The following is a 21851-nucleotide window of genomic DNA, read 5'->3' as shown; positions in this document are numbered from 1 at the left end:
CTGTTTCAATGTATTAGGAGATTTTATTACATGTTTCGCATTTTGTTTTTTTTATTTATCGTCATTCCCATCATTGAAATAATGGTATTAATGCAGGTAGGAGCATTAATTGGTGCATGGCCCACAATCGCAATTGTTGTTATTACTGCATGGCTTGGCGCAAAGAATGTAAAACAGCAGGGAATTGCTACTCTACAATCTGTGCAGGATAAAATGGCGCAGGGTGAAGCACCGTCTAATGAAATTGTTGCGGGTTTACTTTTGTTAGTGGCAGGTGTGCTATTGGTGACACCTGGTTTTGTTACTGACTTTTTTGGTCTGTCGCTATTAATCCCACAGGTTAGAAATGGTTTGATTAATGCCGTGCAAAAACAATTATCACAACATACCGTTGTACATACACAACAGTTTGGCTTTCATCAACAATCTCCGTTTGATCAAGAAGAGCAACAGCCTGAACAACGTAACGAGAACAAAACGATTGAAGGCGAATTTGAACGTAAAGAGTAATTTTTTTAAAAAAAAGGGTTGTATTGATGAAATACGGCCCTATTTATCTTTCAACTTAATTATTTTGTTAACAACATTCTCAGGAGAGAAATAAATGAGCATTCGTCCATTACACGATCGCGTAATTATTAAGCGTAAAGAAGTAGAGTCTAAGTCTGCTGGCGGTATCGTTTTAACGGGTAGCGCTGCTGAGAAATCGACTCGTGGTGAAGTAGTTGCCGTAGGCAACGGCCGTATTTTAGAAAACGGTGAAGTACGTGCCTTAGACGTAAAGGTAGGTGACCAGGTTATCTTCAATGAAGGCTACGGCGTAAAAGCGGAAAAAATCGATGGTGAAGAGGTATTGATTCTTAGCGAAACTGATGTTTTAGCTATCGTTGAGTAAATATTAATTCATTGTACGTTGATTCTATATTCACGTATTGGTTGAAATTTAGGCAGGGTTTAAAGGTTATTTAACTCACAACGAATATCACTCGTTTTACGTGAGAAACTTAAAACTGAGCCAAACATAAAAAATAGGAATGATAAAAATGGCGGCAAAAGACGTATTATTCGGTAATGATGCACGCGCAAAAATGCTTAGCGGTGTAAATATTTTAGCTGACGCAGTAAAAGTAACGTTAGGTCCTAAAGGCCGTAACGTGGTTTTAGATAAATCATTTGGCGGTCCTACTATCACAAAAGATGGTGTTTCTGTTGCGAAAGAAATCGAACTTGAAGACAAGTTTGAAAATATGGGCGCACAAATGGTGAAAGAAGTTGCTTCAAAAGCAAATGATGAAGCTGGAGACGGTACAACAACAGCAACCGTATTAGCACAGTCAATAGTGACAGAAGGCTTAAAATCAATTGCTGCGGGCATGAATCCAATGGATTTGAAACGTGGTATCGATAAAGCGGTAATTGCAGCAGTTGAAGAACTTAAAGGGCTTTCTACGGCTTGTACAGATAACAAAGCGATTGAACAAGTAGGTACTATTTCTGCCAATTCTGATAAAACAGTTGGTGAAATCATTGCAACGGCAATGGATCGTGTTGGTGCAGAAGGTGTAATCACTGTTGAAGAAGGCCAAGCATTAACTGATGAGTTAGATGTGGTTGAAGGTATGCAGTTTGATCGTGGTTATTTATCGCCTTATTTCATTAATAGCCAAGAAAACGGTACGGTTGAATTAGAAAATCCATTTATTCTTTTAGTGGACAAGAAAATATCAAACATCCGTGAATTACTTCAAACACTTGAAGCGGTAGCAAAAGCGGGTAAGCCGTTATTAATTATTGCAGAAGATGTTGAAGGTGAAGCATTAGCGACACTTGTTGTTAACAACATGCGTGGCATTGTGAAAGTAGCAGCAGTAAAAGCGCCAGGTTTTGGTGACCGTCGTAAGGCTATGTTACAAGACATCGCAACCCTAACGGCAGGTACAGTGATTTCTGAAGAAATCGGTATGGAGCTTGAAAAAGCAACATTAGAAGACCTTGGCCAAGCTAAACGTGTTGTTATCTCTAAAGACAATACCACGATTATCGATGGTATTGGTGAAGAAGCAGACATTCAAGCTCGCGTTTCGCAAATTCGTGGTCAAATTGAAGAAACATCTTCAGATTACGACAAAGAAAAACTTCAAGAACGCCTTGCTAAGTTAGCTGGTGGTGTAGCAGTCATTAAAGTGGGTGCTGCCACTGAAGTTGAAATGAAAGAGAAAAAAGCACGGGTAGAAGATGCATTACATGCAACTCGCGCTGCCGTTGAAGAAGGTGTAGTAGCAGGCGGTGGTGTTGCTTTAGTACGCGTTGCTGAGAAAATTAAAGCCCTTCAAGGTGACAACGAAGACCAAAACCATGGCATTAACGTTGCGTTACGTGCGATGGAATCTCCGTTACGCCAAATCGTGACCAACTGTGGTGATGAAGCATCAGTAGTGCTAAATGAAGTTCGCAATGGCGAAGGTAACTATGGTTACAATGCAGGTAACGGTACATATGGCGACATGTTAGAGATGGGTATACTTGACCCCGCTAAAGTAACACGTAGTGCCTTACAGTTTGCTGCATCTGTTGCTGGTTTAATGCTAACAACTGAAGCGATGATCACCGACGCACCCGTTAAAGACTCAGCTCCTGCAATGCCTGATATGGGCGGCATGGGTGGTATGGGTGGCGGCATGCCAGGTATGATGTAATAGATTTTTAAATCTATAACTGTAGCTCTAACCATTGAAACGAAGCCTGAATAGTGATATTCAGGCTTTTTTATCCCTATTAATATTCTACCAACAGATGTTTTGTTTTAATTATACGAATTTTTGACGTTAGTTTATTCATTCTGAAAGGTCAGCATCAAGACTTATAGCGGACACTGGTATTTAATTTTAAAATGCCAGCTCTGATACGATATAAACGTTAGCCTTGGCTTACCTAGCGACAAGTGTCCTGTCATTGTGGTCATATCATCAATAATTTTTTAGCTATTTTTAATATTCAAAAGACGTTAAATTAACTATCATATTAATAGCCACTAAAACAGTCATTCATCATTAAACAACTAATGCTAACTGTTTGATGACGATAGCGTTTGTTTTACTCATTGGAGCTCCACAGACAAAGTAATCATTATATCGATAGGGCTTAGATTATTTAGAGCGATAAGCGTGTTGGTGCCAGAACGAAGTTGGAGTAACTTACTCACTTTTACGAAAATTTAGATATAATTCTTATTTTCGAATCATCGATAGCATATAAACAGGAAAGTATTCAGTGGTTGAGAATATTGTAGTAATGTTTGAAAATATTGTCTTAGTGATATTTTTTTCTTATTTATTTGTAGCCACCTATCTTTGTAGTCTTAGTTCTGGCAATCGCTTAAGTCATAAACTACTTGCAGCTTATCTATTAGTTGTAGTCGTTGATTTGAGTAACATCATATTTAACGACTTTTACCAAGCTTATCCCGATTTAGATATGCTTAGGTATAATGTTTCGCTGTTTATGGGGCCGGCTTTATACCTTTATGTTAAAACAGCTATTTATAATGACTTTACATTAAAACTTAAACACTTATTGCACACCATTCCTTACGTCATAGCTTGTCTCGTGATGATACCCAATTTTTTCAGTGTGGATAATGCTTCAAAACAGCTTTGGTATGACAACTTCACTGCTGTAGCTGAATTAACCTTTATTCATTTCATGACATCTATACAGTTTGGCTTGTACCTTGTAGCCATTTATAAACATATAATAAGGTATCGGAAAGTTGTTGTAGAAAATTACTCTGATGCAGATAGATTAAACAAGCGTTGGTTAACCCAACTGATATTTTTGTTTACTCTGATCTATTTTATAGGTTTAGGAAGAATGTATTTTAGGTTCTCGATTTACCAAAACTATGAGTTAGAAAGACTAGTGCAACTATTCATGGTTATTTCGGCGTTATTAAGTATTTGTTGGATATTGTGGCAAGCGCTGCATAAACCTGAGCTATTTAACGGAGTAAGTTCAACCATAACAGTGACTGATGAACTGGCTACCAGTAAAGATAATTCAAGTGTTTCTAAAACTCCCACTATCGAAACTGAAAAATACGATGCTATTGTTTTGCGATTAAGGAACTACATGGAGCATAATAAGCCTTTTTTAGATCCCTATTTAAGCGTAGATACTTTGGCGGAACGAATTAACCTACCTAGCAGTGAGCTCTCAATAACTATCAACAGAAAAATAGGGCAACACTTCTTTGATTTCGTGAATTTGTATCGAATAAATTTAGCTGCCGAAATGCTGATCAAAAATGAGCAACCGTCAAAAACGGTTTTAGAGATCTTGCACGAAGTGGGGTTTAATTCAAAATCATCGTTTAATACTGCCTTTAAAAAACACCTGTTGATGACACCTTCTCAATATCGAAAATTACATTCATAAGTTATCAATAGGTATGAATTAATTTTTCATTAATCACGCTAGCCCAATATAAATGCAAGGTCCGACTTTTTTAGTCGGTCGAACTATTGCTAGAACTACGCCATTATACCCCTTCAATGTTGACGCCATTACTATTTAACGAATGGCAAAATGATCGCCCAATAATGATTCTTTCCACGACTAAGTTAGCAGGGAAATATTTACTATTGGGTTTCATGTTTAGTATAAAGGGTGAAAAATGAGCAGATCTATTAGTTACAATACAGCACTATATGTGAAAGCTACTGTACTTTCACTCTGTCTAATAATGGGGCTAACAAGTGGTTTAGCACAGGCAGACGAGATAGATGATTTTCTGCGTGCTGAAATGCTCGACAGAAAAATTCCTGGTTTACAATTGGCTATTGTTAAAAATGGAAAAATAGTTAAAACAGCAAGTTATGGTTTAGCCAACATTCAAGACGCTATTCCGGTAGACGATAACACCGTATTTTCAATTAACTCAATTACTAAGGCATTTACCGGTGTCGCGGTAATGCAATTGGTTGAGCAGGGCAAGCTTGAAGTGTCTGCAAAAATCTCTAAATACATACCAAGTTTACCCGCTGAATGGCATAACGTTACAGTAAAACAGCTATTAACTCACACTTCAGGGCTACCAGATATCATGAATAGCAACAATGCCCAGTTAATTTCCAGTGAGGGTGCAAAAGCGTCATGGGAATTAGTTAAAAAAAGGCCACTAGATTTTAAAGCCAATAGCCAATTTCGCTATAACCAAACGAATTATTTGCTGATAGGTAAAATCATAGACAATGTGAGTGGCCAAAATTTTATCGACTATATAACTCAAAACCAGTTACGTAGAGCAAATATGGGTAGAACCGAAGAAGCCGGCTTTTCAAATCTTAAAGACGTAGTAATGCACTCTGCGCGTCGTTATACTTATTATTATGGCTCGGGCGAAATATCGAACATAAAGGCGGCAGACTTCCCGGCTTTTCTTCGTACTACGGCAGGCATGAGTTCTACTGCTACAGAAATTGCTACTTGGATTATTGCTTTACAAAATGGAAAGCTCCTAAGTAAACCTTCAAGTATCGAGACCTTATGGACACCAGCAGTACTCACTAGCGGTAAAACCAAAGGGTTTAATAAATTATTAAACGGTTATGCATTAGGATGGCCTGTTGTTGAAAGGCCGGAACACCCAGCAGTTGCAGCAGCAGGAGGGGATCGTGCCGCGTTTTTTGTTTACCCAGAAGATGATCTATCAATTGTGGTGCTCACCAACCTTATGGGCGGTCTTCCATCACACTTTATAGATGAAATTGCAGGTTTTTATATTCCTCAAATGAAAGCAAAAAATGGTTTTGGCTTGCCTCCTGCCATAAAAGTACTTTGGAAGGAATTAGAATCACAAGGTTATATAAAGGCTGTGCAGCTTGCTAAAGAGTTACAGCAAACTCAACAGTTAAAGTTTGAAGAGGACGCATTAAATAGCTGGGGTTATAAGCTGATAGAACAAAAGCAGTTGCAAAAAGCGTTAGAAATTTTTAAATTGAATACGCACCTTTATCCTTTAAGCGCCAATACCTATGATAGCTTAGCGGAAACTTATTGGTTGTTAGGTGATAAACATAAAGCAGTTGAACTTTATAAAAAAGTACTTGAGTTAAAACCTGATAACAAACACGCTAAAGAGCAATTAAAAAAGCTGATGAAAAGTTAAGGTAAGGACGTTACATTATAACTTCTCAATATAAGAGCTAAGATCGTAAGCTGTTTTCTATAAGCATCTTAATTCATAAAATTTAAAAATGTTTAACTAAGCCCTTGATTGGGGCAACAAGCGGGATATTCTACTTTATGTATTATATTTTTTAGTTAATGATCAGTTGCTTGTTCTATATATGGGCAGCATGATGTAACTCATGCATGATTAAATAGATTCTGACATCGTTGCTTTTTCGACTCGCATAGCACGAGCTATGCATCGCTTAAAGCGCCTTGTCATTGTCAATTTACCCTACGCTGAATGTATTGCTTAAGTATTATAATAAGTAAAAAACCCGCTTTAAGCGGGTTTTTTACTGCTCGTTCGTAAGCCACTAAAGAATCGCTTTGTGCCCGTTAACAGCTTATTAGTTTGGCTATTCGTTGATGTATTGTTCTTTCACTAACTATCGCAGCCATTCTAGTGATGTATACAGGCATCTATGGCAAAATAGGGTAGAATTGAATTGGTATTAAAGATGTTTTTCATCAACAGGTACACTTTGATACATTTTTCCACAAACCTATACGGCACATTCTAACTCGATTAGTTACCATTCGTTACATCAACCTGCTTTAACTGGAAGAAAGAGTGAATACTTGCAAATTGCTATTTATTACAACAATACATGTTCTCAGCCTAATGGCGTTGATAACTCCCAAACAAGTGTCGGCCGATGAGGCTAATATTCGAGATGGTGCCTACTTTGATATAGGCATTGGCTTAGACGTTGAATCTGATCCCTTTAGGTATGACGATGAAAATGATTCGGGATTTGAACTATACGTAAACGGCCGCTATCAAAAATATGGTCTTTTCTTTGAATTTCCTCATGGAACTTCCAAGCAGCAAGCGACTACATTGTCTATGGGGTACAATTTCCTCAATACTGAAAATTGGTCGTATGACCTACAGTTGGCAATGAATCACAGAGATTTAGACCATAAATTACCTGTATCTAACCGTGTCAGTCGAAGAGTAAGCCACTCTAAACTTGGGCTTCGAATTTTAGGTGATTTTGATAATACTCATGTGAAATTTATTGTCGCCGGAGCGAGTGGCGATCCTGATGGTGGCTTGTACGCTTCTGCTTGGCTAAGCCGGGATTACAATTATTATAATTGGAATATCTACGGTAGTTTCGGTGTGGAGTATCGCAATGAAAATGTGGTTAATCACTTTTATGCTATTAATGAGGTTGAAGGTTTGCCTTATTATCGAGGTGATGCGGGCTTCGAATATACGGGGCAAGTAGGGGCTAGTTACCCCATTGGCGAAAATTGGGTTTTTGAGGGATTTGTTAGAACAACACTGTTGCCCTCGGGAGTGAGCGAAAGCCCACTTGTTGATGGTAATAAGGTTGTCGAAGCGGCAATGGTGGTGAAATATGTTTTCTAATTTCACCAGCAAAATATTTTTTCTACTAACATTACTTACGCTTTTTGCTTTACCTAGCGTTGTTCTAATTACGCAGGCAAAACAATCTGTAAACTTACCAGAGCTGAAAATAAAGCCAACCAAGTGTGTGTCTTTACAGCAGGAGCAAGTCTGTTATGTCAATGTAACTGTTATTTGGCAAGTCGCCGAAGTTGGCGATTATTGTTTATTTTCTTCGATGCAAACTAATTCACTTCATTGCTGGTCATCAACTAAGCAAGGAACATTTACTCAGGAAGTCGAAATGACGAGCGATCTTGTTTACACATTGAGAGATAAAAAAAGTGAACAGGTGATCGTTAAAAATCGGCTTCCCTTAGCCTGGGTATATAAAAAGGAGAAGTTTTCTCACTCCTCATGGCGAGTATTCTAATTTCCACTGAACTTCTTAAGTTAATAAAAAGTGCATTGAATAACCATTCACTGCATTTTTTATTAACTAGTCGAACCATATTGTACAAAAAGCTACATTTCTAAATATCTTTATACGTCAAAACCAAGTTAATCACTTTAACCTTGTTTCATAAGATAATATTTAATGACTTAAGGATAGTTTCAGATGTATATGATTGAACGTAAAAAATGGCTGCTTGCAATGTTCGCGAGTTTTTCACTACTAACAGGTTGCGGGGGTGGTAAGTCAAACAAAGTTAAAGAAGTCATATTACCTCCTATACAACAACAGTTTGATTATCAGGCTGTTATTGATAACGCTATTTCCGAGACAATTCCGGGTATTATTCTATTGGTTGAAAACTCCGAGACTAAATTTTTAGGTGCTGCTGGCCTTGCCAATATAGAAACTCAAGCGCCCATGCAGTCTTACCATGTTATGCCTAGTGGTAGCGCTGGTAAAAAGCTAACGGCGTTACTAACAGTATTGCTTGAACAAGAAGGTCTACTTAACTTAGACGATAGCATAAATACCTTTCTGGATGCAGCGATATTGGCGCAAATTGAAAACAGCAATAACATCACCATCAGGCAGTTGCTAAATCATACTGCAGGAGTGTTTGATTATTTAGATGAAACCATCGCAGTTGATTTTTATAATGCGGTCTTAACATCAGACACTGAACAGTTAAAATTGGATTCGTTTGCACTAAGTTTTGCGCTGAATAAACCGGCTTACTCGGTTCCTGGCGAAGCATTTAATTATTCGAATACCGGCTATCTATTAATTGGACTAATTCTTGATAAAGTATTAGCTGAACACCATTCAGTTGCAATGAGGCATCGTATTCTTGAGCCACTGGGGATGAACTCTAGTTTTTACGGTGGCATAGAAAAATCCCTTGGAGATATTATTTCTGGCTATTATCAAGATGAAGCTATCGGTACTGTCAATACTAAACCTTTTTACGAATTTATCGGCTTTGCCGATGCGCCTTTGAGGTCTAATGTTGAAGATTTGGCACTGCTTCTTAAAAATATTGTGTCAACAGATTCCGCTTTTTCCCAAGATGTAAGAGCGCGCTTCTTTGAAGCCGAGTCGATGGTGAAAATAAACGCGAGTACAGAATACGGCTTAGGTATTTTCAAAGAAAAGTTAAACAATAAAACAGTTTATCACCATGGAGGCTTGGAAGCAGGATATACTACAGCTAACATTTTCATTGAAGAGACACAGACCAGTGTTACGGCCTTTTTTAATTGTGGCCTAAATGCACAATGTGAATCGGAGTCAGATCAAGTCTTACAAACTATCTTGGACAATGAACTAAAACAATAAGCTAGAGATCTTAGTAAAAATTATTATGGCCGCAGCAACAATACATACCGCTCATATTTTAATCGTAGAAGATGACACCAGTCTGGCTGACTGGATAAAAGAGTATCTTGAAATGAAGCACTATCAGGTCACCGTTCAAGAACGCGGCGACTTGGCTGTGCAATTTATCAAAAAACAAAATCCTGACTTAGTTATTCTTGATGGCATGTTGCCAGGATTGGACGGTATAGATGTCTTGAAAGCAGTCAGGCCCGATTTTACCAATACGATTCTCATGGTGACAGCACGAGATCAAGAATTGGATGAAGTGCTTGGCCTTGAAATGGGGGCAGATGATTACTTAACTAAACCCATTAGAGCCAATGTACTTGCTACTAAAATTCGTAAGTATTTAGCGCGGCAATCGTTAATGCAACAGCACGATAATAATGTGGCAGAAATAGAGGATAACCAAGGCACAATTCACTACGGTGATTTTAAAATTGATAAACAAGATCGTTCAGTCGAGCTTAGCAATACGGTTGTTGACATTTCTTCAAGTGAGTTTGATTTATTGTGGTTGTTAGCTGAGCGTGCAGGCAACACGGTTACTCGTGATGAGTTGATTCAGTTATTGCGAGGTTTTGATTATGATGGCTTCGACCGTACTGTCGATTTGATCGTTTCGAAACTGCGTAAAAAGTTAAATGATAACCCTAGCAAGCCATACCGCATTAAAACGGTATGGGGTAAAGGTTATTTGTTGGTAAAGAGTGCCTGGTAACTTATGCGTTATCTTTTAATATCTTTGGTAAGCGTTACCATTCTGGCAACAATCAGCCTAGGCTGGTTGTTTGATAAGGTCTACGAGCAATACCAACAAGAACAGCAACCGTTAACAACAATTGAAATGGCTGAAGCAATTGGCCAAGATTTAGCTATAGCGATAGATAAAACATCAAATAGCGACGAACTGCTATCTAATTGGCCCAATAGTGGTCGCTATACTGTTTCGGTAAGTGCCATCGCCAATGCTGAATTACCACAGGAGTTAATTCATCAACTTACGAAAGGTGAAGTGGTTATTTTAGAAACCCAAAAGACCCAGTTGTTTCATTATTATCTCGGTAATAAGAAACAAATACTGGTATTAGAATCGCCTCGATTAACTCCGGCCAATCAATATACTTATCAGCAGTATGGCCTGACTCTATCATTCTACCTGTTACTCATTTTACTATTTTTGATCTGGGCTTACCCCTTGCTAAAACAGCTTTCATCATTGAGAAATGCTGCTAAGTCATTCGGTAATGGAAAATTAGATGAGCAGATATCCACTCACTCTATTTCTTATATCCGAGATATTGAACTTGAGTTTAATACAATGGCAAGGCGCATAAATAGCTTGGTTGATGATGTAAAGTTGCTAAGTACCGCTGTCTCACATGATCTTCGAACACCATTGGCTAGGATACGGTTTGGCCTGGATACCTTAGAAGAAGTTGAGGATGAAGGGCAACGTGCCAGATTACAACATAAGTTAGGTAAAGATGTTGATGAAATGGTACTTCTTGTCGAAGCTCTGCTAAATTTTTCCCGACTCGATCAGCAGACAATGACACTCAAAAAAGCACCCGTAGACCTTATTCAATTGACTAACGAGTGCATTGAAAGAAAACGAAGCGACAAGGTTGAAATCGAATTTAACTGTAGCGCACAGCAATTTATTACAACCGCGGATCGAAATTATCTAAAGATGGCATTTAATAATGTTATTCAAAATGCAATTAATTATGGCCAAGGTAAAGTCCTTATTTCATTGGAAACAGATGACAACTCGCATATTATTCGAGTTTCAGATGATGGTGAAGGAGTACCAGTGGATATGCGAGAGAAAATCGTTAAGCCCTTCATACGAGGAGAAAAAAAAGAATCGCACTATAAAGGTCATGGTGTTGGCTTAGCTATTGTGAAGCGGGTGCTCGACTGGCATAACGCCATGTTAACTATTGGTGATTCTAGTGAGCTTTGCGGAGCAGAGTTTCAGATGTTACTGCCTAAAAATAATCAATCAACAATGAAGTAAGATAGAGAAGATTTTGAAAACTATACACAAAAGCTTGTTATACATGTGCATTATATTCGCACTATTTTCTCTTCCGTCATGCGTTTATATTGGCGTCCAAGGTAAAGTAGGAACCGAGTCTCAACACCGACCAGTCTGCACCAGCGGTTCTGCAAAAGAAAACAAAAAGTGTAGGGAAGAATTGGAAATACTCACTGAATCTATAGAGCAACAAAAGCTGAATTGAGTTGGTGACAGGAATAAGCGTAGTTAAATTTGATGCAATATGTATTTATGATTGAACGCTGATCACTGTTGGAAAGTGATGAAACGTTTTTAAATTTCAAATGAAAACTAAACTTGTTAAAGTTCAATTGGTTAGCTTAAGTGTTAAGTTCATCGGGGTACAAGGTGGGATATTACTATTAACACCCTTGAAACTAGGGGCTGTATGGGGGGATGTAATTCGTGCTTGATTAAATTAATCCTGACGTCGTTTTGCTTGTTCGATTCTTATAGCACGAGCTATGCGTCGCTTAAAGCACCTTGTCATTGTCAATTTACCCTACGCTGAATGTATTGCTTATACATTCATGAATAAAAAAAACCGCCTTGGCGGTTTTTTTTATTCTGCGTATAGCTACATTTGTGACTGTAAGTAATTCTCTAAACCAATGGTTTTTATCAGTCTGAGTTGCTGTTCTAACCAAAACGCATGATCTGTTTCCGTATCATCAATTAACGTTTGTAGTATGTTACGAGTCACAAAATCTTTTTTCTCTTCGCAAAGCGCCATGGCATCTTTTAAGGCGTTATCAACAGCAAGCTCTACGTCTAAATCATTGCTTAGCATCTGTGGTACGTCTTTGCCGATATCAAGGCCGGTGCGCGTAACCATATCAGGCGTACCCTCTAAAAATAGAATACGCTCTATTAATAGTGTGGCATGACCTTTTTCGTCGTCAAACTCATGATCGATACGTTCAAATAGCTTTGTTAAGCCCCAGTCGTGATACATACGTGAATGAATGAAATATTGGTCCATTGCGGCTAATTCGTAAGCTAACAAGCCGTTTAAGGCGTTAATAATTTCTGTATTACCTTTCATGATTAGTCCTCTATAACTGTGCTTGTAAATATTTCTCTAAACCCATTTGCTCAATTTGGTATGCTTGTGTTTCTAACCAATCTAAATGTTCTTCTTCGTAATCAAGAATTTCAACTAATAACTGACGAGTAACAAAGTCTTTTTCTTGTTCGCAAACCACGATCGCTTGTTTCATTTGTTCAATTTGCGCCAATTGAAACTTAGTATCGCATTGCAACATTTCTTCGGTTTTTTCACCAATTGATAATGCGCCAAGTCGTTGTAAATTAGGTAGTCCTTCTAAAAATAACACGCGTTCAATAATGGCATCTGCTTGCTTCATGTCTTTAATAGATTTTTTATAGCATTGATCATTTAGCTTACTAAAACCCCAATTTTTATACATTCGGGCATGCAAGAAGTATTGATTAATAGACGTTAGCTCGGTAGTGAGAACTGTGTTTAATGACGTAATAATGATGCTTTGACTTTGCATGAATAGCGCCCTGTTAGCAAATAGTGGTTCTATTATAGAATGTGTAGGCTAAAAGTCAAAAAAACAAATAAAATCAATGGTTTAATATTGAAAACTATTCTTGTTTCTATTTTTATTAAGCATCAATATTTACAGGTTTTTGAGGAGAATAAGAGAATTACAGGAAAAAGAGGCGGTTAGCCAACATTTTGAAAAAGTGATTCATCAATAATCGTGTTATCCATAATACGTTGCGCTGCTTTTACACAAGATCCACAGTCTTTACCAACAGCAAGATGTTTTTTAAGCTCACGCATAGAACCTACGCCTTCATTGCGTACAACGTCTTGAATATCTTTATCTGTGATGCCATTGCAAATGCAAACAAACATAATGCTACCCTTAATGATTATGCGAGTGATAATAGTTATCATTTGGTTAAAATGCAAGCATAATATTTGTCTTTTTTCTGATGTGAAAATTTATCTAGATAAGTCAATGTGATACTAAAAACTTGACGTGAAAATAAAATATTACAAGTGACTACTTCACAAGATGGAAAGCTGACAAGCTTAGTGAATAACCAAACATTAAATGGTAATCAATCCGCGAATGTAGCTAAGATTAAATAAAGCCAATGCGTTTATTGATTATCAACTTCAATACTTGCATGGCCTTAATGTGCAGTTTGGCGCTTTTTTTGTTGGTAAAAGGCAGCAGAATGTCAATAACACGCCAAGTTTTCCTTCATATTTGCGTGTTGATGTTGGCGTTAAATATCAAATGGAACATGTAAACAGTATATTTAGGGTTAAAGTTGAAAATGTATTTGATAAGGCTTATTGGAGCTCAGCGGGGGCAAAAGGCATATGCCTGGTAGAGGTAGAACCGTTATGGCATCTTATACTTATTCATTTTAATGAACGTTTTTATCGTTAATCAGCGTGAACAGCATAGATTTGGAATGAATATTGTAGTGTGTGATTATTAGCATTATGATGTTGATTACAATTGAACACACATTTTTTAGTCAAACTCCGGTCTAATTAATAGGCTTATAGCAAAGAGGAAAACGTGATGTATAAAGTGAATAGAATTATCTCCACATTATTATCTGTTTTATTTGTTGTGCCAATGGCTTTAGCTGGGACAAGTGAAGTAACGTGGCAGAACCCCGATAAATATAGAGATGTGTATGCTGGACAAGAACATAGGGCTAAGTTTAAAAAGCGCGTGTTTAAAGAGTTTGAACAGCACTTTGCTAAACTTGCAGAGCAACTTCCTAAAGAACAGGTTTTAAAAGTTACCGTAACTGATGTTGATTTAGCGGGTGATGTTCATGAAACCATGGAGCGTATACGTGTGATTAAAGATATTCATATCCCACGTATGAAGTTTTCATATCAGTTAGTTGATGCCTCAGAGAAAATTCTTCAAGAAGGCGAAGAACATTTGAAAGATATGGGCTTCATGATGCGTAGTAGTTTACGTTATAACAACTCTTTTCTTCATTATGAAAAAGTGATGTTAGACGATTGGTTTGAAAACACCTTCGAACAATAAAACCGATTGAATATATAAATGACTTAAAAAGGCTGGTTTTCCAGCTTTTTTTATTGCCCTTTATTAGCGCATTCGTGGATCAAAATATAACATTCAATGCGCTTTTAATATCCGGGGCTTGCTTAAAGCATTGAAATAAAGGTAAAAACCGCATTGGTATGTAACTTGTTTAACTTGATAATAAAAATGTTGTTAAGAGTTAAACGTGAATTTAAACACTCAACACCCCCAACTAACACTGCTTTTGATTGAAGATAATCAAGAACAGGTGCGTTCATTTACTCATGCATTAGTGCATTCTCATTATCACCTTTGTTATACCGCGCCCACGAACGATAGCTTGTTAAAAAACGTAGAAGCTTTTCAGCCAGATGTTGTTATTGTCAGCTTAGCTGACAGCTCTCAATGCTTATTAGAGCAATATCGCGTGGTTATGCAATACATGGCAACGCCAATTATTGTTTTTTCATCTTTACATGATAGTCAGTCTATTAACAAAGTGGTTGCTTCTGGTGTGAGTGCTTATATAACGGGAAGAATTGATTTTAATCGCGTCACGGTAATTTTAGACACGGCAATTGCAAGGTTTAATGAGCTACAACAATTGAAAAAACAATTAACGGAGACTAAACAACAGTTAAATAATCAACGTGTAATTTCTCAAGCAAAATGTTGGTTGATAGAACATCAAAAAATGTCAGAGCCTGTCGCGTATCGATATTTACAAAAAATAGCGATGGATAAAGGGCAGAAATTAGAGCGGGTCGCTGAAAGTATTATGTCAATAACAGGAGTAGCTTCACATGAGCAAAACTAAACTGCTACCTAACAAAACGCCAACCAACATCATTCACCTAGGTTATATGCCATTAACCGATTGCGCGCCTATCGTTGTCGCATATGAGCTAGGTTTTTTTACTGAGACAGGTTTAACGGTAAGGCTAGAAAAACAGTATTCATGGGCAGTGATGCAGGACAAACTACATGCAGGAGTATTAGATGCAGCACAATGTTTAGCGCCTATGCCATTGGCAAGTGCTCTTGGTCTATCGTCTGATAAAGTCGAAGTGATTGCTCCGATGATTTTGAGTCAAAATGGTAATGCAATTACAATATCTGAACAGCTTTATGATCAAGTAAAAGTAGTAAACCAATTAGAACATATCGATTTTCCATTGAGTGCGACTCTGTTAAAACCCATAATAAAAAAAAGAAAGCGGAAAAAGAACCGGCTCAAATTTGCTACCGTTTATCCTGATAGTTGCCATTATTATCAATTGTGCAGTTGGTTTGAGCATAGCGGTATCAGGTTAAGTGATATAGAAATTATCATTGTGACACCGTCAAATATGGTAGAGGCATTAGCGTGTGGTGACATAGATGGCTTTTGCGTTGGAGGTCCTTGGAATGCAAAAGCTGTACGAGATGCTGTAGGCGTTACAGGAGTAACATCGTGTGATGTTTGGCCAGACATGCCTGAAAAAGTATTGGCCTTTCTTAATCAATGGTATCAACAGCACTCGAGCGAGGCACACGCATTAATTTGTGCCCTACAAAAAGCCTGTAATTGGTAATACCAATCGCTAATCGACTAGAAGCAGCGAGAATGCTTAGTCAGTCATCATATTTAGGTTTGCCATTATCCGTCATAGCCCCTTCGTTAATGGGGAGTTGTCTAGTGCACCATCAACATACACCGAGAGATGTTCATCGCTACAATCGGTTTGCTGACGTCAATCAACCTATCAATGAACCTACTTTATACCAAGGCGAGTGGTTACTTAACCAAATGAAGAAGTTGATTAAAATAGATAAAAAGTTAATCAATGATACCTTAGTGTCTTCAGTGTATCGTCAAGACATCTATCGTAAAGCGTTAGCGTTACCCACCACCGCTTTTATGTAAATATGAGTGCAAAATAGTGCTTTTTGTGCGCTATTTTGAAGCAAACCTAAGTGCAAAAAAAGCTCATTTTTTATGGTGCAATATTAAAAGCCTTTATATAACAAGAGGTTATTTGTTTTTTCTTGGTCTGGCACGTATCCTGAATTAACTTATCTATTAAAGGCGATTTAGCGCGATTGCTTTAAGTCACTTTCCTACAACGACTGTAGGTCTTTTAACAATAAACTGATCAACTACTTCGTGTAGTAAAGGTAAGTTAGGCATCGAAGCCCGTATGTGTCTGTTCGCAGAGCACTACGGGCTTTTTATTTGGAGGAAAACATGCTCGCAGGTATTTTTCAATGTACAAAAAAATGGCGTGAACACCTAGTTCGAAATTACACGTGTATCGGATTAATGATTATGCTTTGTGCCGCCACCAGTCAAGCCAGTGATTTAGGTTACCCTGAAAAAGAAGAATTGACGTTTGGATTCATCAAACTTACCGACATGGCGCCTATCGCAATTGCTTATGAAAAAGGTTTTTTTGAAGATGAAGGTTTGTACGTCACTATTGAAGCACAAGCAAACTGGAAAGTATTACTTGATGGGGTTATCGATGGGCGATTAGATGGCGCCCATATGCTTGCAGGCCAACCTATTGCTGCAACCATAGGCTATGGCACTAAAGCTGAAATTATTACGCCATTTTCCATGGATTTAAATGGGAACGCTATAACGGTATCAAATGACATTTGGCAACAAATGAAACCTTTGATACCAAAGCAATCAAACGGGAAGCCTGTTCATCCGATAAAAGCAGATGCCTTAAAGCCGATCATTGATAAATTTTCGGCGCAAGGGAAGCCGTTCAATATGGGCATGGTATTTCCAGTATCAACACACAATTACGAATTGCGCTATTGGTTAGCGGCAGGTGGAATTCATCCTGGGTATTATGCACCGCATAAGGGAGACACGTCTGGGCAAATTAATGCTCAAGCATTGCTGTCTGTAACACCTCCTCCTCAAATGCCTGCAACACTAGAAGCTGGAACTATTCATGGTTATTGCGTCGGTGAACCATGGAATCAACAAGCGGTATTAAAAGGTATTGGTGTCGCCGTTGTTACAGATTATGAAATCTGGAAAAACAACCCAGAAAAAGTCTTCGGTATGACTAAAGCATTTGCTGAAAAATACCCCAACACTACTATTCGATTAACAAGAGCGTTAATTCGAGCAGCTAAATGGCTAGATGAAGAGAACAATAAAAACCGCTCAGAAGCAGTAACAATATTGTCAAAATCTCATTATGTTGGAGCTGATTATGATGTTATTGCAAACAGTATGACGGGTACCTTTGAATATGAACCTGGTGATGTTCGAGCAGTTCCTGACTTCAATGTATTCTTTCGCCACAATGCTACCTATCCCTATTACTCTGATGCTATTTGGTATTTAACGCAAATGCGTCGTTGGGGGCAGATAAGCGACGAAAAACCTGATCAATGGTATATCGATATCGCCAAGAAAGTGTACCGCCCCGATATTTATATGAAAGCAGTGCGTTCGTTGATTGACGACGAATTAATGTTGCCGGCTGATTTTAGTGCTCTTGACAATGAAGATGGTTTTAGAGACCCACAACAACACTTCATAGATAACATAATCTACGACGGAACAAAGCCAAATGAATACATTAATAAATTCACACTTGGTTTAAAAGCTGACGATAAAATTTAACTTATTCTCGTCAAATGATAGGAGGTTTCATGGTAAAAGTATTCTCAAAATCAGGTATCAATAACTTAAATAATGATTTTATGTCTCAATGGTATGTTCGCATTTCCACTACAGTAAAAGCCATTATGTTACCCATAATTGGTATCGCTTTCTTTCTAGGGTTATGGACGATTGCTGCCAATAATATTGACACCTCATTAGGTCAGTTCCCTGGTCCTAAAGCGGTGGGAACACAAATAGTTAACCTTTACCAAGAGCATGTGGATAGCCGCGAAAAAGAGCAAGCTTTTTATCAACGTCAAGAATTGCGTAATGCAGAGCGGTTGAAAAAAGACCCTAACTATCCGGCTAAAATTCGCGATTACACCGGTAAGGAAACGTTTTTAGATCAAATTATTACTAGCTTAGTTACCGTGATGAGTGGCTTTTTATTCGCGGTGATCATTGCGATTCCTCTTGGAATTTCTGTAGGGCTTAATAAATCATTAAACTTGGCAATTAATCCGATTATCCAAGTTTTTAAACCGGTTTCACCTTTAGCGTGGTTACCGTTAGTAACCATGGTGGTAAGTGCTGTCTATACCAGCGATGATCCGATGTTTGATAAATCATTCATAAATTCAATGATTACGGTCACTTTGTGCTGCGTGTGGCCTATGGTGATAAATACTGCTATTGGCGTGTCGTCAATTAATCAAGACTGGCTCAACGTAAGTTCAGTATTACGCTTACCAAACCTAGTACATGTAAGAAAAATTATATTACCTGCATCAATACCCGCAATATTTACTGGTATGCGTTTATCGTTAGGAATTGCATGGATGGTATTAATTGCCGCAGAAATGCTCGCGCAAAACCCAGGTTTAGGTAAGTTTGTTTGGGATGAATTTCAAAATGGTAGTTCACAATCACTGAGCCGCATCATGACCGCGGTATTCGTTATCGGTTTTATTGGCTTTTTACTCGATAGAGCCATGTTAAAAATTCAACGTTTTGTTTCTTGGGACAAAACAACAGTTAACCGTTAAGACAAAGGAGTTGCAACATGAGTACATTATTAAACATTAGTAAAATAGACATGGTGTTTCCAACACCGAGTGGTGACTTTACTGCCTTAAAAGAGGTCGACTTACAAATCAAAAAGGGTGAATTTATCTCCCTAATTGGTCATTCAGGCTGTGGTAAATCAACAGTATTAAATATTGTTGCTGGTATACATCAAGCAACAAAGGGTGGCGTACTATTGAATAATAAGGAAGTTATCGAGCCTGGCCCAGAACGTGCGGTGGTGTTTCAAAATCATTCGTTATTACCATGGCTTACGGCCTACCAAAATGTTGAATTAGCCGTAGATCAAGTATTCAAAAGAACGTTTACTACGCCAGAACGTAAAGAGTGGATAGAACACAATCTTAAATTAGTGCATATGGAGCATGCTATGCACAAACGACCAGATGAAATTTCGGGTGGTATGAAACAACGTGTTGGTATTGCACGTGCGTTGGCAATGAAACCTGAAGTATTACTGATGGACGAACCATTTGGTGCACTTGATGCGCTAACGCGTGCCCATATGCAAGATTCCTTGATGGATATTCAAGATGAGCTAAATAATACCGTGATCATGATCACCCATGATGTTGATGAAGCTGTTTTACTTTCAGATCGCATTATCATGATGACTAATGGACCTGCAGCAACCATTGGTGAAGTGCTAGAAGTCGATTTACCTAAACCTAGAGATAGGTTGTCGCTGGCTCAAGATGTGGAGTACAACCGTTTAAGATCAGCGGTATTAACTTTCTTATATGAAAAACAACGCAAAGTTGAACCTTTAAATCACGGCCAAAAAAAGCAACAAAATGCGACAAAGAACAAAAAGGTTGATGTAGCGTAATAAAGCCAAAGATTGTTAGCGATATTATTTTGAATAACATTTTGTAATACCTATTCGTATAAACAGCAGCAAACTGCATATTACGGGAGGGTATCAATTCAATATTCTCTGTTTAAGGAACCTTTATGAAAGGCACTACTTTATCATTGGCACTGTTTTCATCCGTGAGCTTAACGTTGCTTACGTTACCAGTTATGGCGGGTGAGTCAGTGGATGCAAGTTTTGATTTTCGTTTGCGCTACGAGTCTGTTTCACAAGATAACTTGTTGAAAAATGCAGATGCGTTAACGTTACGTACCCAATTACGACTACAAACCCCGCAATATCAACATTTTTCTGGCTTTATTGAATTTGCAGATTCTCGTGATGTTGGGCTTGATCACTATAACGATACGAATGGGTATGGCACGCAATATTCAGTCGTTGCGGATCCAAACACCACAGAAGTCGATCAAGCTTATGTGCAATACCAAAATAAAGGTGTGACTATAAAACTTGGACGGCAAGTGATCGCTTTAGACAATCAACGTTTTGTTGGGCATGTAGGTTGGCGCCAAGACAAACAAACATTTGATGCTGCATCTGTTGGCTATCAAGCAACTGATAACATAGAAGTAAAGTATGCATATTTAACTCAGCGTAATCGTATTTTTGCTGCGCAAAAAGATAATAAAGCACAAGATCACCTTTTTAATGTGAGTATTAACAGCAAACTTGGTAAGCTTTCTGGTTACTCATACTTACTGGATACAGATGAAGAAATAACAGATACACTGACGACTAATGGTGTGCGCTTGGTGGGTAAAAAATCATTTAATGATATTGCTTGGTTATACCGTATTGAATATGCAAAACAACATGCAGATAAAGCGGATAAGCAATTTTCTGTTGATTATCACTTTGCAGAACTTGGTGCGACAATTCAGGGTGTAACGATGAAAGGTGGTATTGAAGTATTAAGTAGCGATGAGGGTGAGTTTGCTTTCTCGACTCCTTTGGCAACATTACACGCTTTTAATGGTTGGACAGATCAATTTTTAGCTACTCCTTCTGCTGGCTTACGTGATCAATATATTTCGTTTAATGGAACTATGTTTCAAGGAAAGTGGGCGCTTGTTTTCCACAACTTTACTGCTGATAATGCCAACAATATTGATGATGACTTAGGTGACGAACTGAATATTTCTTACGTGAAAAAACTCAGTAAAACATATTCTGTTGGAATTAAATTTGCTGCTTATTCAGCCGGAAATAATACTATCGGCAAAGTCGATACGGATAAATTATGGCTTTGGCTAAGTGCTTCTTTCTAAGCCTATCAAAAATTGTTAAACGATTAACAACTATCTCGTACAAAAAAACGCCTATTTGTAACACTAAACAGGATCATCTTGGTGATTCTGTTGCCACTTCTTTTTCATATCTCATTTAATAGCTATTGCGTGATTTCAACCGATTCTACTTTAACGGCTAAAATTAACGTCAACCCCTTTCAAATCAATGGCTCGCCCCTAATTAGTGCGAATTTTGCTCACACAGGTGCAAAGCCCGGTACAAAAAAAGAGTGTTTTCTTATAAGTGATTGAAAACACTTGTTAATAATTGTTGGCATTACGGTTGCTTTACTAACTGTAGAACAACCAATTTTACGCACAATTAGCTTGCTTACCAATGATAAGAATACCGTGCAAAAACCACGATTTATTGATGACATTTCAGAAGATAAATAACGAGGTTTTTTTTAGGGGACATTAGGTAGGAAAATATAATAATA

Annotated in this window: 23 protein-coding genes; 20 read left to right on the top strand and 3 right to left on the bottom strand. The window is 37.9% G+C overall.

What is annotated here, in order from left to right; translation table 11 throughout:
- The first annotated feature begins 30 nt into the window (after nucleotides 1-30).
- The 10 genes from QUE72_RS16795 to QUE72_RS16750 all read left to right on the top strand — a co-directional run bounded on the left by QUE72_RS16795 (nucleotide 31) and on the right by QUE72_RS16750 (nucleotide 11445).
- The gene (locus tag QUE72_RS16795; protein ID WP_074496412.1) at nucleotides 31-510 is read left to right on the top strand and encodes an FxsA family protein; all 480 of its coding nucleotides are present in this window, start codon (nucleotides 31-33) and stop codon (nucleotides 508-510) included.
- A gap of 94 nt (nucleotides 511-604) precedes the next feature.
- Nucleotides 605-895 carry a co-chaperone GroES gene (locus QUE72_RS16790; protein ID WP_286270275.1) on the top strand — a complete coding sequence of 97 codons (291 nt, stop codon included), beginning with the start codon at nucleotides 605-607 and terminating at the stop codon, nucleotides 893-895.
- A gap of 148 nt (nucleotides 896-1043) precedes the next feature.
- Nucleotides 1044-2696: a chaperonin GroEL gene (gene groL, locus QUE72_RS16785; RefSeq protein WP_074496414.1), complete on the top strand. Its 1653-nt coding sequence runs from the start codon at nucleotides 1044-1046 to the stop codon at nucleotides 2694-2696.
- A gap of 574 nt (nucleotides 2697-3270) precedes the next feature.
- Nucleotides 3271-4434 carry a helix-turn-helix domain-containing protein gene (locus tag QUE72_RS16780; protein WP_286270273.1) on the top strand — a complete coding sequence of 388 codons (1164 nt, stop codon included), beginning with the start codon at nucleotides 3271-3273 and terminating at the stop codon, nucleotides 4432-4434.
- Nucleotides 4435-4672: 238 nt separating this feature from the next.
- On the top strand, nucleotides 4673-6166 hold the full coding sequence (locus QUE72_RS16775) for a beta-lactamase family protein (protein ID WP_286270272.1): 1494 nt from the start codon (nucleotides 4673-4675) through the stop codon (nucleotides 6164-6166).
- 636 nt (nucleotides 6167-6802) lie between these two features.
- A complete protein-coding gene (locus QUE72_RS16770) occupies nucleotides 6803-7609 on the top strand; it encodes a MipA/OmpV family protein (RefSeq protein ID WP_286270270.1) in 807 nt (268 codons plus the stop codon).
- On the top strand, nucleotides 7599-8021 hold the full coding sequence (locus QUE72_RS16765) for a DUF3019 domain-containing protein (RefSeq protein WP_286270269.1): 423 nt from the start codon (nucleotides 7599-7601) through the stop codon (nucleotides 8019-8021). Before QUE72_RS16770 ends, QUE72_RS16765 begins: the two co-directional genes overlap by 11 nt.
- A 186-nt stretch (nucleotides 8022-8207) precedes the next feature.
- Nucleotides 8208-9380 carry a serine hydrolase domain-containing protein gene (locus QUE72_RS16760; protein ID WP_286270268.1) on the top strand — a complete coding sequence of 391 codons (1173 nt, stop codon included), beginning with the start codon at nucleotides 8208-8210 and terminating at the stop codon, nucleotides 9378-9380.
- Nucleotides 9381-9405: 25 nt separating this feature from the next.
- On the top strand, nucleotides 9406-10143 hold the full coding sequence (locus tag QUE72_RS16755) for a winged helix-turn-helix domain-containing protein (RefSeq protein WP_286270266.1): 738 nt from the start codon (nucleotides 9406-9408) through the stop codon (nucleotides 10141-10143).
- Nucleotides 10144-10146: 3 nt separating this feature from the next.
- The gene (locus tag QUE72_RS16750) at nucleotides 10147-11445 is read left to right on the top strand and encodes an ATP-binding protein (RefSeq protein WP_286270264.1); all 1299 of its coding nucleotides are present in this window, start codon (nucleotides 10147-10149) and stop codon (nucleotides 11443-11445) included.
- Nucleotides 11446-12064: 619 nt separating this feature from the next.
- Here the strand turns inward: QUE72_RS16750 and bfr (QUE72_RS16745) are convergent.
- The 3 genes from bfr (QUE72_RS16745) to QUE72_RS16735 form a co-directional block, all read right to left on the bottom strand.
- On the bottom strand, nucleotides 12065-12532 hold the full coding sequence (bfr, locus tag QUE72_RS16745) for a bacterioferritin (protein WP_286270263.1): 468 nt from the start codon (nucleotides 12530-12532) through the stop codon (nucleotides 12065-12067).
- 10 nt (nucleotides 12533-12542) lie between these two features.
- Nucleotides 12543-13007, bottom strand: coding sequence for a bacterioferritin (gene bfr, locus QUE72_RS16740; protein WP_074496418.1), 465 nt, complete (start codon nucleotides 13005-13007; stop codon nucleotides 12543-12545).
- Nucleotides 13008-13183: 176 nt separating this feature from the next.
- Nucleotides 13184-13378 carry a (2Fe-2S)-binding protein gene (locus tag QUE72_RS16735; protein WP_286270262.1) on the bottom strand — a complete coding sequence of 65 codons (195 nt, stop codon included), beginning with the start codon at nucleotides 13376-13378 and terminating at the stop codon, nucleotides 13184-13186.
- Between the two features lie 289 nt (nucleotides 13379-13667).
- Between QUE72_RS16735 and QUE72_RS16730 the strand changes: the two genes are divergently transcribed.
- From QUE72_RS16730 to QUE72_RS16685, 10 genes are all read left to right on the top strand, one after another.
- Nucleotides 13668-13925 (top strand): hypothetical protein, encoded by a 258-nt coding sequence (locus tag QUE72_RS16730; protein ID WP_407704934.1) that lies wholly within the window; start codon nucleotides 13668-13670, stop codon nucleotides 13923-13925.
- Between the two features lie 138 nt (nucleotides 13926-14063).
- A complete protein-coding gene (locus QUE72_RS16725) occupies nucleotides 14064-14549 on the top strand; it encodes a DUF3016 domain-containing protein (protein WP_286270261.1) in 486 nt (161 codons plus the stop codon).
- A gap of 205 nt (nucleotides 14550-14754) precedes the next feature.
- On the top strand, nucleotides 14755-15366 hold the full coding sequence (locus QUE72_RS16720) for an ANTAR domain-containing response regulator (RefSeq protein ID WP_286270260.1): 612 nt from the start codon (nucleotides 14755-14757) through the stop codon (nucleotides 15364-15366).
- On the top strand, nucleotides 15353-16123 hold the full coding sequence (locus QUE72_RS16715) for a CmpA/NrtA family ABC transporter substrate-binding protein (protein ID WP_286270258.1): 771 nt from the start codon (nucleotides 15353-15355) through the stop codon (nucleotides 16121-16123). The genes QUE72_RS16720 and QUE72_RS16715 overlap by 14 nt, the downstream gene beginning before the upstream one ends.
- A 32-nt stretch (nucleotides 16124-16155) precedes the next feature.
- On the top strand, nucleotides 16156-16455 hold the full coding sequence (locus tag QUE72_RS16710; protein WP_286270257.1) for a hypothetical protein: 300 nt from the start codon (nucleotides 16156-16158) through the stop codon (nucleotides 16453-16455).
- A 396-nt stretch (nucleotides 16456-16851) separates the two neighbouring features.
- On the top strand, nucleotides 16852-18180 hold the full coding sequence (locus QUE72_RS16705) for a CmpA/NrtA family ABC transporter substrate-binding protein (RefSeq protein ID WP_286272998.1): 1329 nt from the start codon (nucleotides 16852-16854) through the stop codon (nucleotides 18178-18180).
- Between the two features lie 80 nt (nucleotides 18181-18260).
- Nucleotides 18261-19208: an ABC transporter permease gene (locus QUE72_RS16700; protein WP_286272997.1), complete on the top strand. Its 948-nt coding sequence runs from the start codon at nucleotides 18261-18263 to the stop codon at nucleotides 19206-19208.
- Nucleotides 19209-19225: 17 nt separating this feature from the next.
- The gene (locus QUE72_RS16695; RefSeq protein WP_286270256.1) at nucleotides 19226-20077 is read left to right on the top strand and encodes an ABC transporter ATP-binding protein; all 852 of its coding nucleotides are present in this window, start codon (nucleotides 19226-19228) and stop codon (nucleotides 20075-20077) included.
- Nucleotides 20078-20202: 125 nt separating this feature from the next.
- Nucleotides 20203-21390, top strand: a complete 1188-nt coding sequence (locus tag QUE72_RS16690) for an alginate export family protein (protein WP_286270254.1) — start codon at nucleotides 20203-20205, stop codon at nucleotides 21388-21390.
- A 279-nt stretch (nucleotides 21391-21669) separates the two neighbouring features.
- Nucleotides 21670-21807, top strand: coding sequence for a hypothetical protein (locus QUE72_RS16685; RefSeq protein ID WP_286270252.1), 138 nt, complete (start codon nucleotides 21670-21672; stop codon nucleotides 21805-21807).
- The last annotated feature ends 44 nt before the right edge of the window (nucleotides 21808-21851 follow it).

The sequence above is a fragment of the Thalassotalea hakodatensis genome, from assembly GCF_030295995.1.
Classification (GTDB): Bacteria; Pseudomonadota; Gammaproteobacteria; order Enterobacterales; family Alteromonadaceae; genus Thalassotalea_C; species Thalassotalea_C hakodatensis.
This window is presented reverse-complemented; position numbering and strand designations above follow the sequence as displayed.

Bases quoted from the DNA above. Each gene is read 5' to 3' on its own strand.
- QUE72_RS16735 (WP_286270262.1), bottom strand. From the start codon at position 13,378: ATGTTTGTTTGCATTTGCAATGGCATCACAGATAAAGATATTCAAGAC.
- QUE72_RS16760 (WP_286270268.1), top strand. From the start codon at position 8,208: ATGTATATGATTGAACGTAAAAAATGGCTGCTTGCAATGTTCGCGAGT.
- QUE72_RS16790 (WP_286270275.1), top strand. From the start codon at position 605: ATGAGCATTCGTCCATTACACGATCGCGTAATTATTAAGCGTAAAGAA.
- QUE72_RS16755 (WP_286270266.1), top strand. From the start codon at position 9,406: ATGGCCGCAGCAACAATACATACCGCTCATATTTTAATCGTAGAAGAT.
- QUE72_RS16750 (WP_286270264.1), top strand. From the start codon at position 10,147: ATGCGTTATCTTTTAATATCTTTGGTAAGCGTTACCATTCTGGCAACA.
- QUE72_RS16690 (WP_286270254.1), top strand. From the start codon at position 20,203: ATGAAAGGCACTACTTTATCATTGGCACTGTTTTCATCCGTGAGCTTA.
- QUE72_RS16765 (WP_286270269.1), top strand. From the start codon at position 7,599: ATGTTTTCTAATTTCACCAGCAAAATATTTTTTCTACTAACATTACTT.
- QUE72_RS16775 (WP_286270272.1), top strand. From the start codon at position 4,673: ATGAGCAGATCTATTAGTTACAATACAGCACTATATGTGAAAGCTACT.
- QUE72_RS16695 (WP_286270256.1), top strand. From the start codon at position 19,226: ATGAGTACATTATTAAACATTAGTAAAATAGACATGGTGTTTCCAACA.
- QUE72_RS16715 (WP_286270258.1), top strand. From the start codon at position 15,353: ATGAGCAAAACTAAACTGCTACCTAACAAAACGCCAACCAACATCATT.
- QUE72_RS16725 (WP_286270261.1), top strand. From the start codon at position 14,064: ATGTATAAAGTGAATAGAATTATCTCCACATTATTATCTGTTTTATTT.
- groL (WP_074496414.1), top strand. From the start codon at position 1,044: ATGGCGGCAAAAGACGTATTATTCGGTAATGATGCACGCGCAAAAATG.
- QUE72_RS16710 (WP_286270257.1), top strand. From the start codon at position 16,156: ATGCTTAGTCAGTCATCATATTTAGGTTTGCCATTATCCGTCATAGCC.
- bfr (WP_286270263.1), bottom strand. From the start codon at position 12,532: ATGAAAGGTAATACAGAAATTATTAACGCCTTAAACGGCTTGTTAGCT.
- bfr (WP_074496418.1), bottom strand. From the start codon at position 13,007: ATGCAAAGTCAAAGCATCATTATTACGTCATTAAACACAGTTCTCACT.
- QUE72_RS16795 (WP_074496412.1), top strand. From the start codon at position 31: ATGTTTCGCATTTTGTTTTTTTTATTTATCGTCATTCCCATCATTGAA.
- QUE72_RS16700 (WP_286272997.1), top strand. From the start codon at position 18,261: ATGTCTCAATGGTATGTTCGCATTTCCACTACAGTAAAAGCCATTATG.
- QUE72_RS16705 (WP_286272998.1), top strand. From the start codon at position 16,852: ATGATTATGCTTTGTGCCGCCACCAGTCAAGCCAGTGATTTAGGTTAC.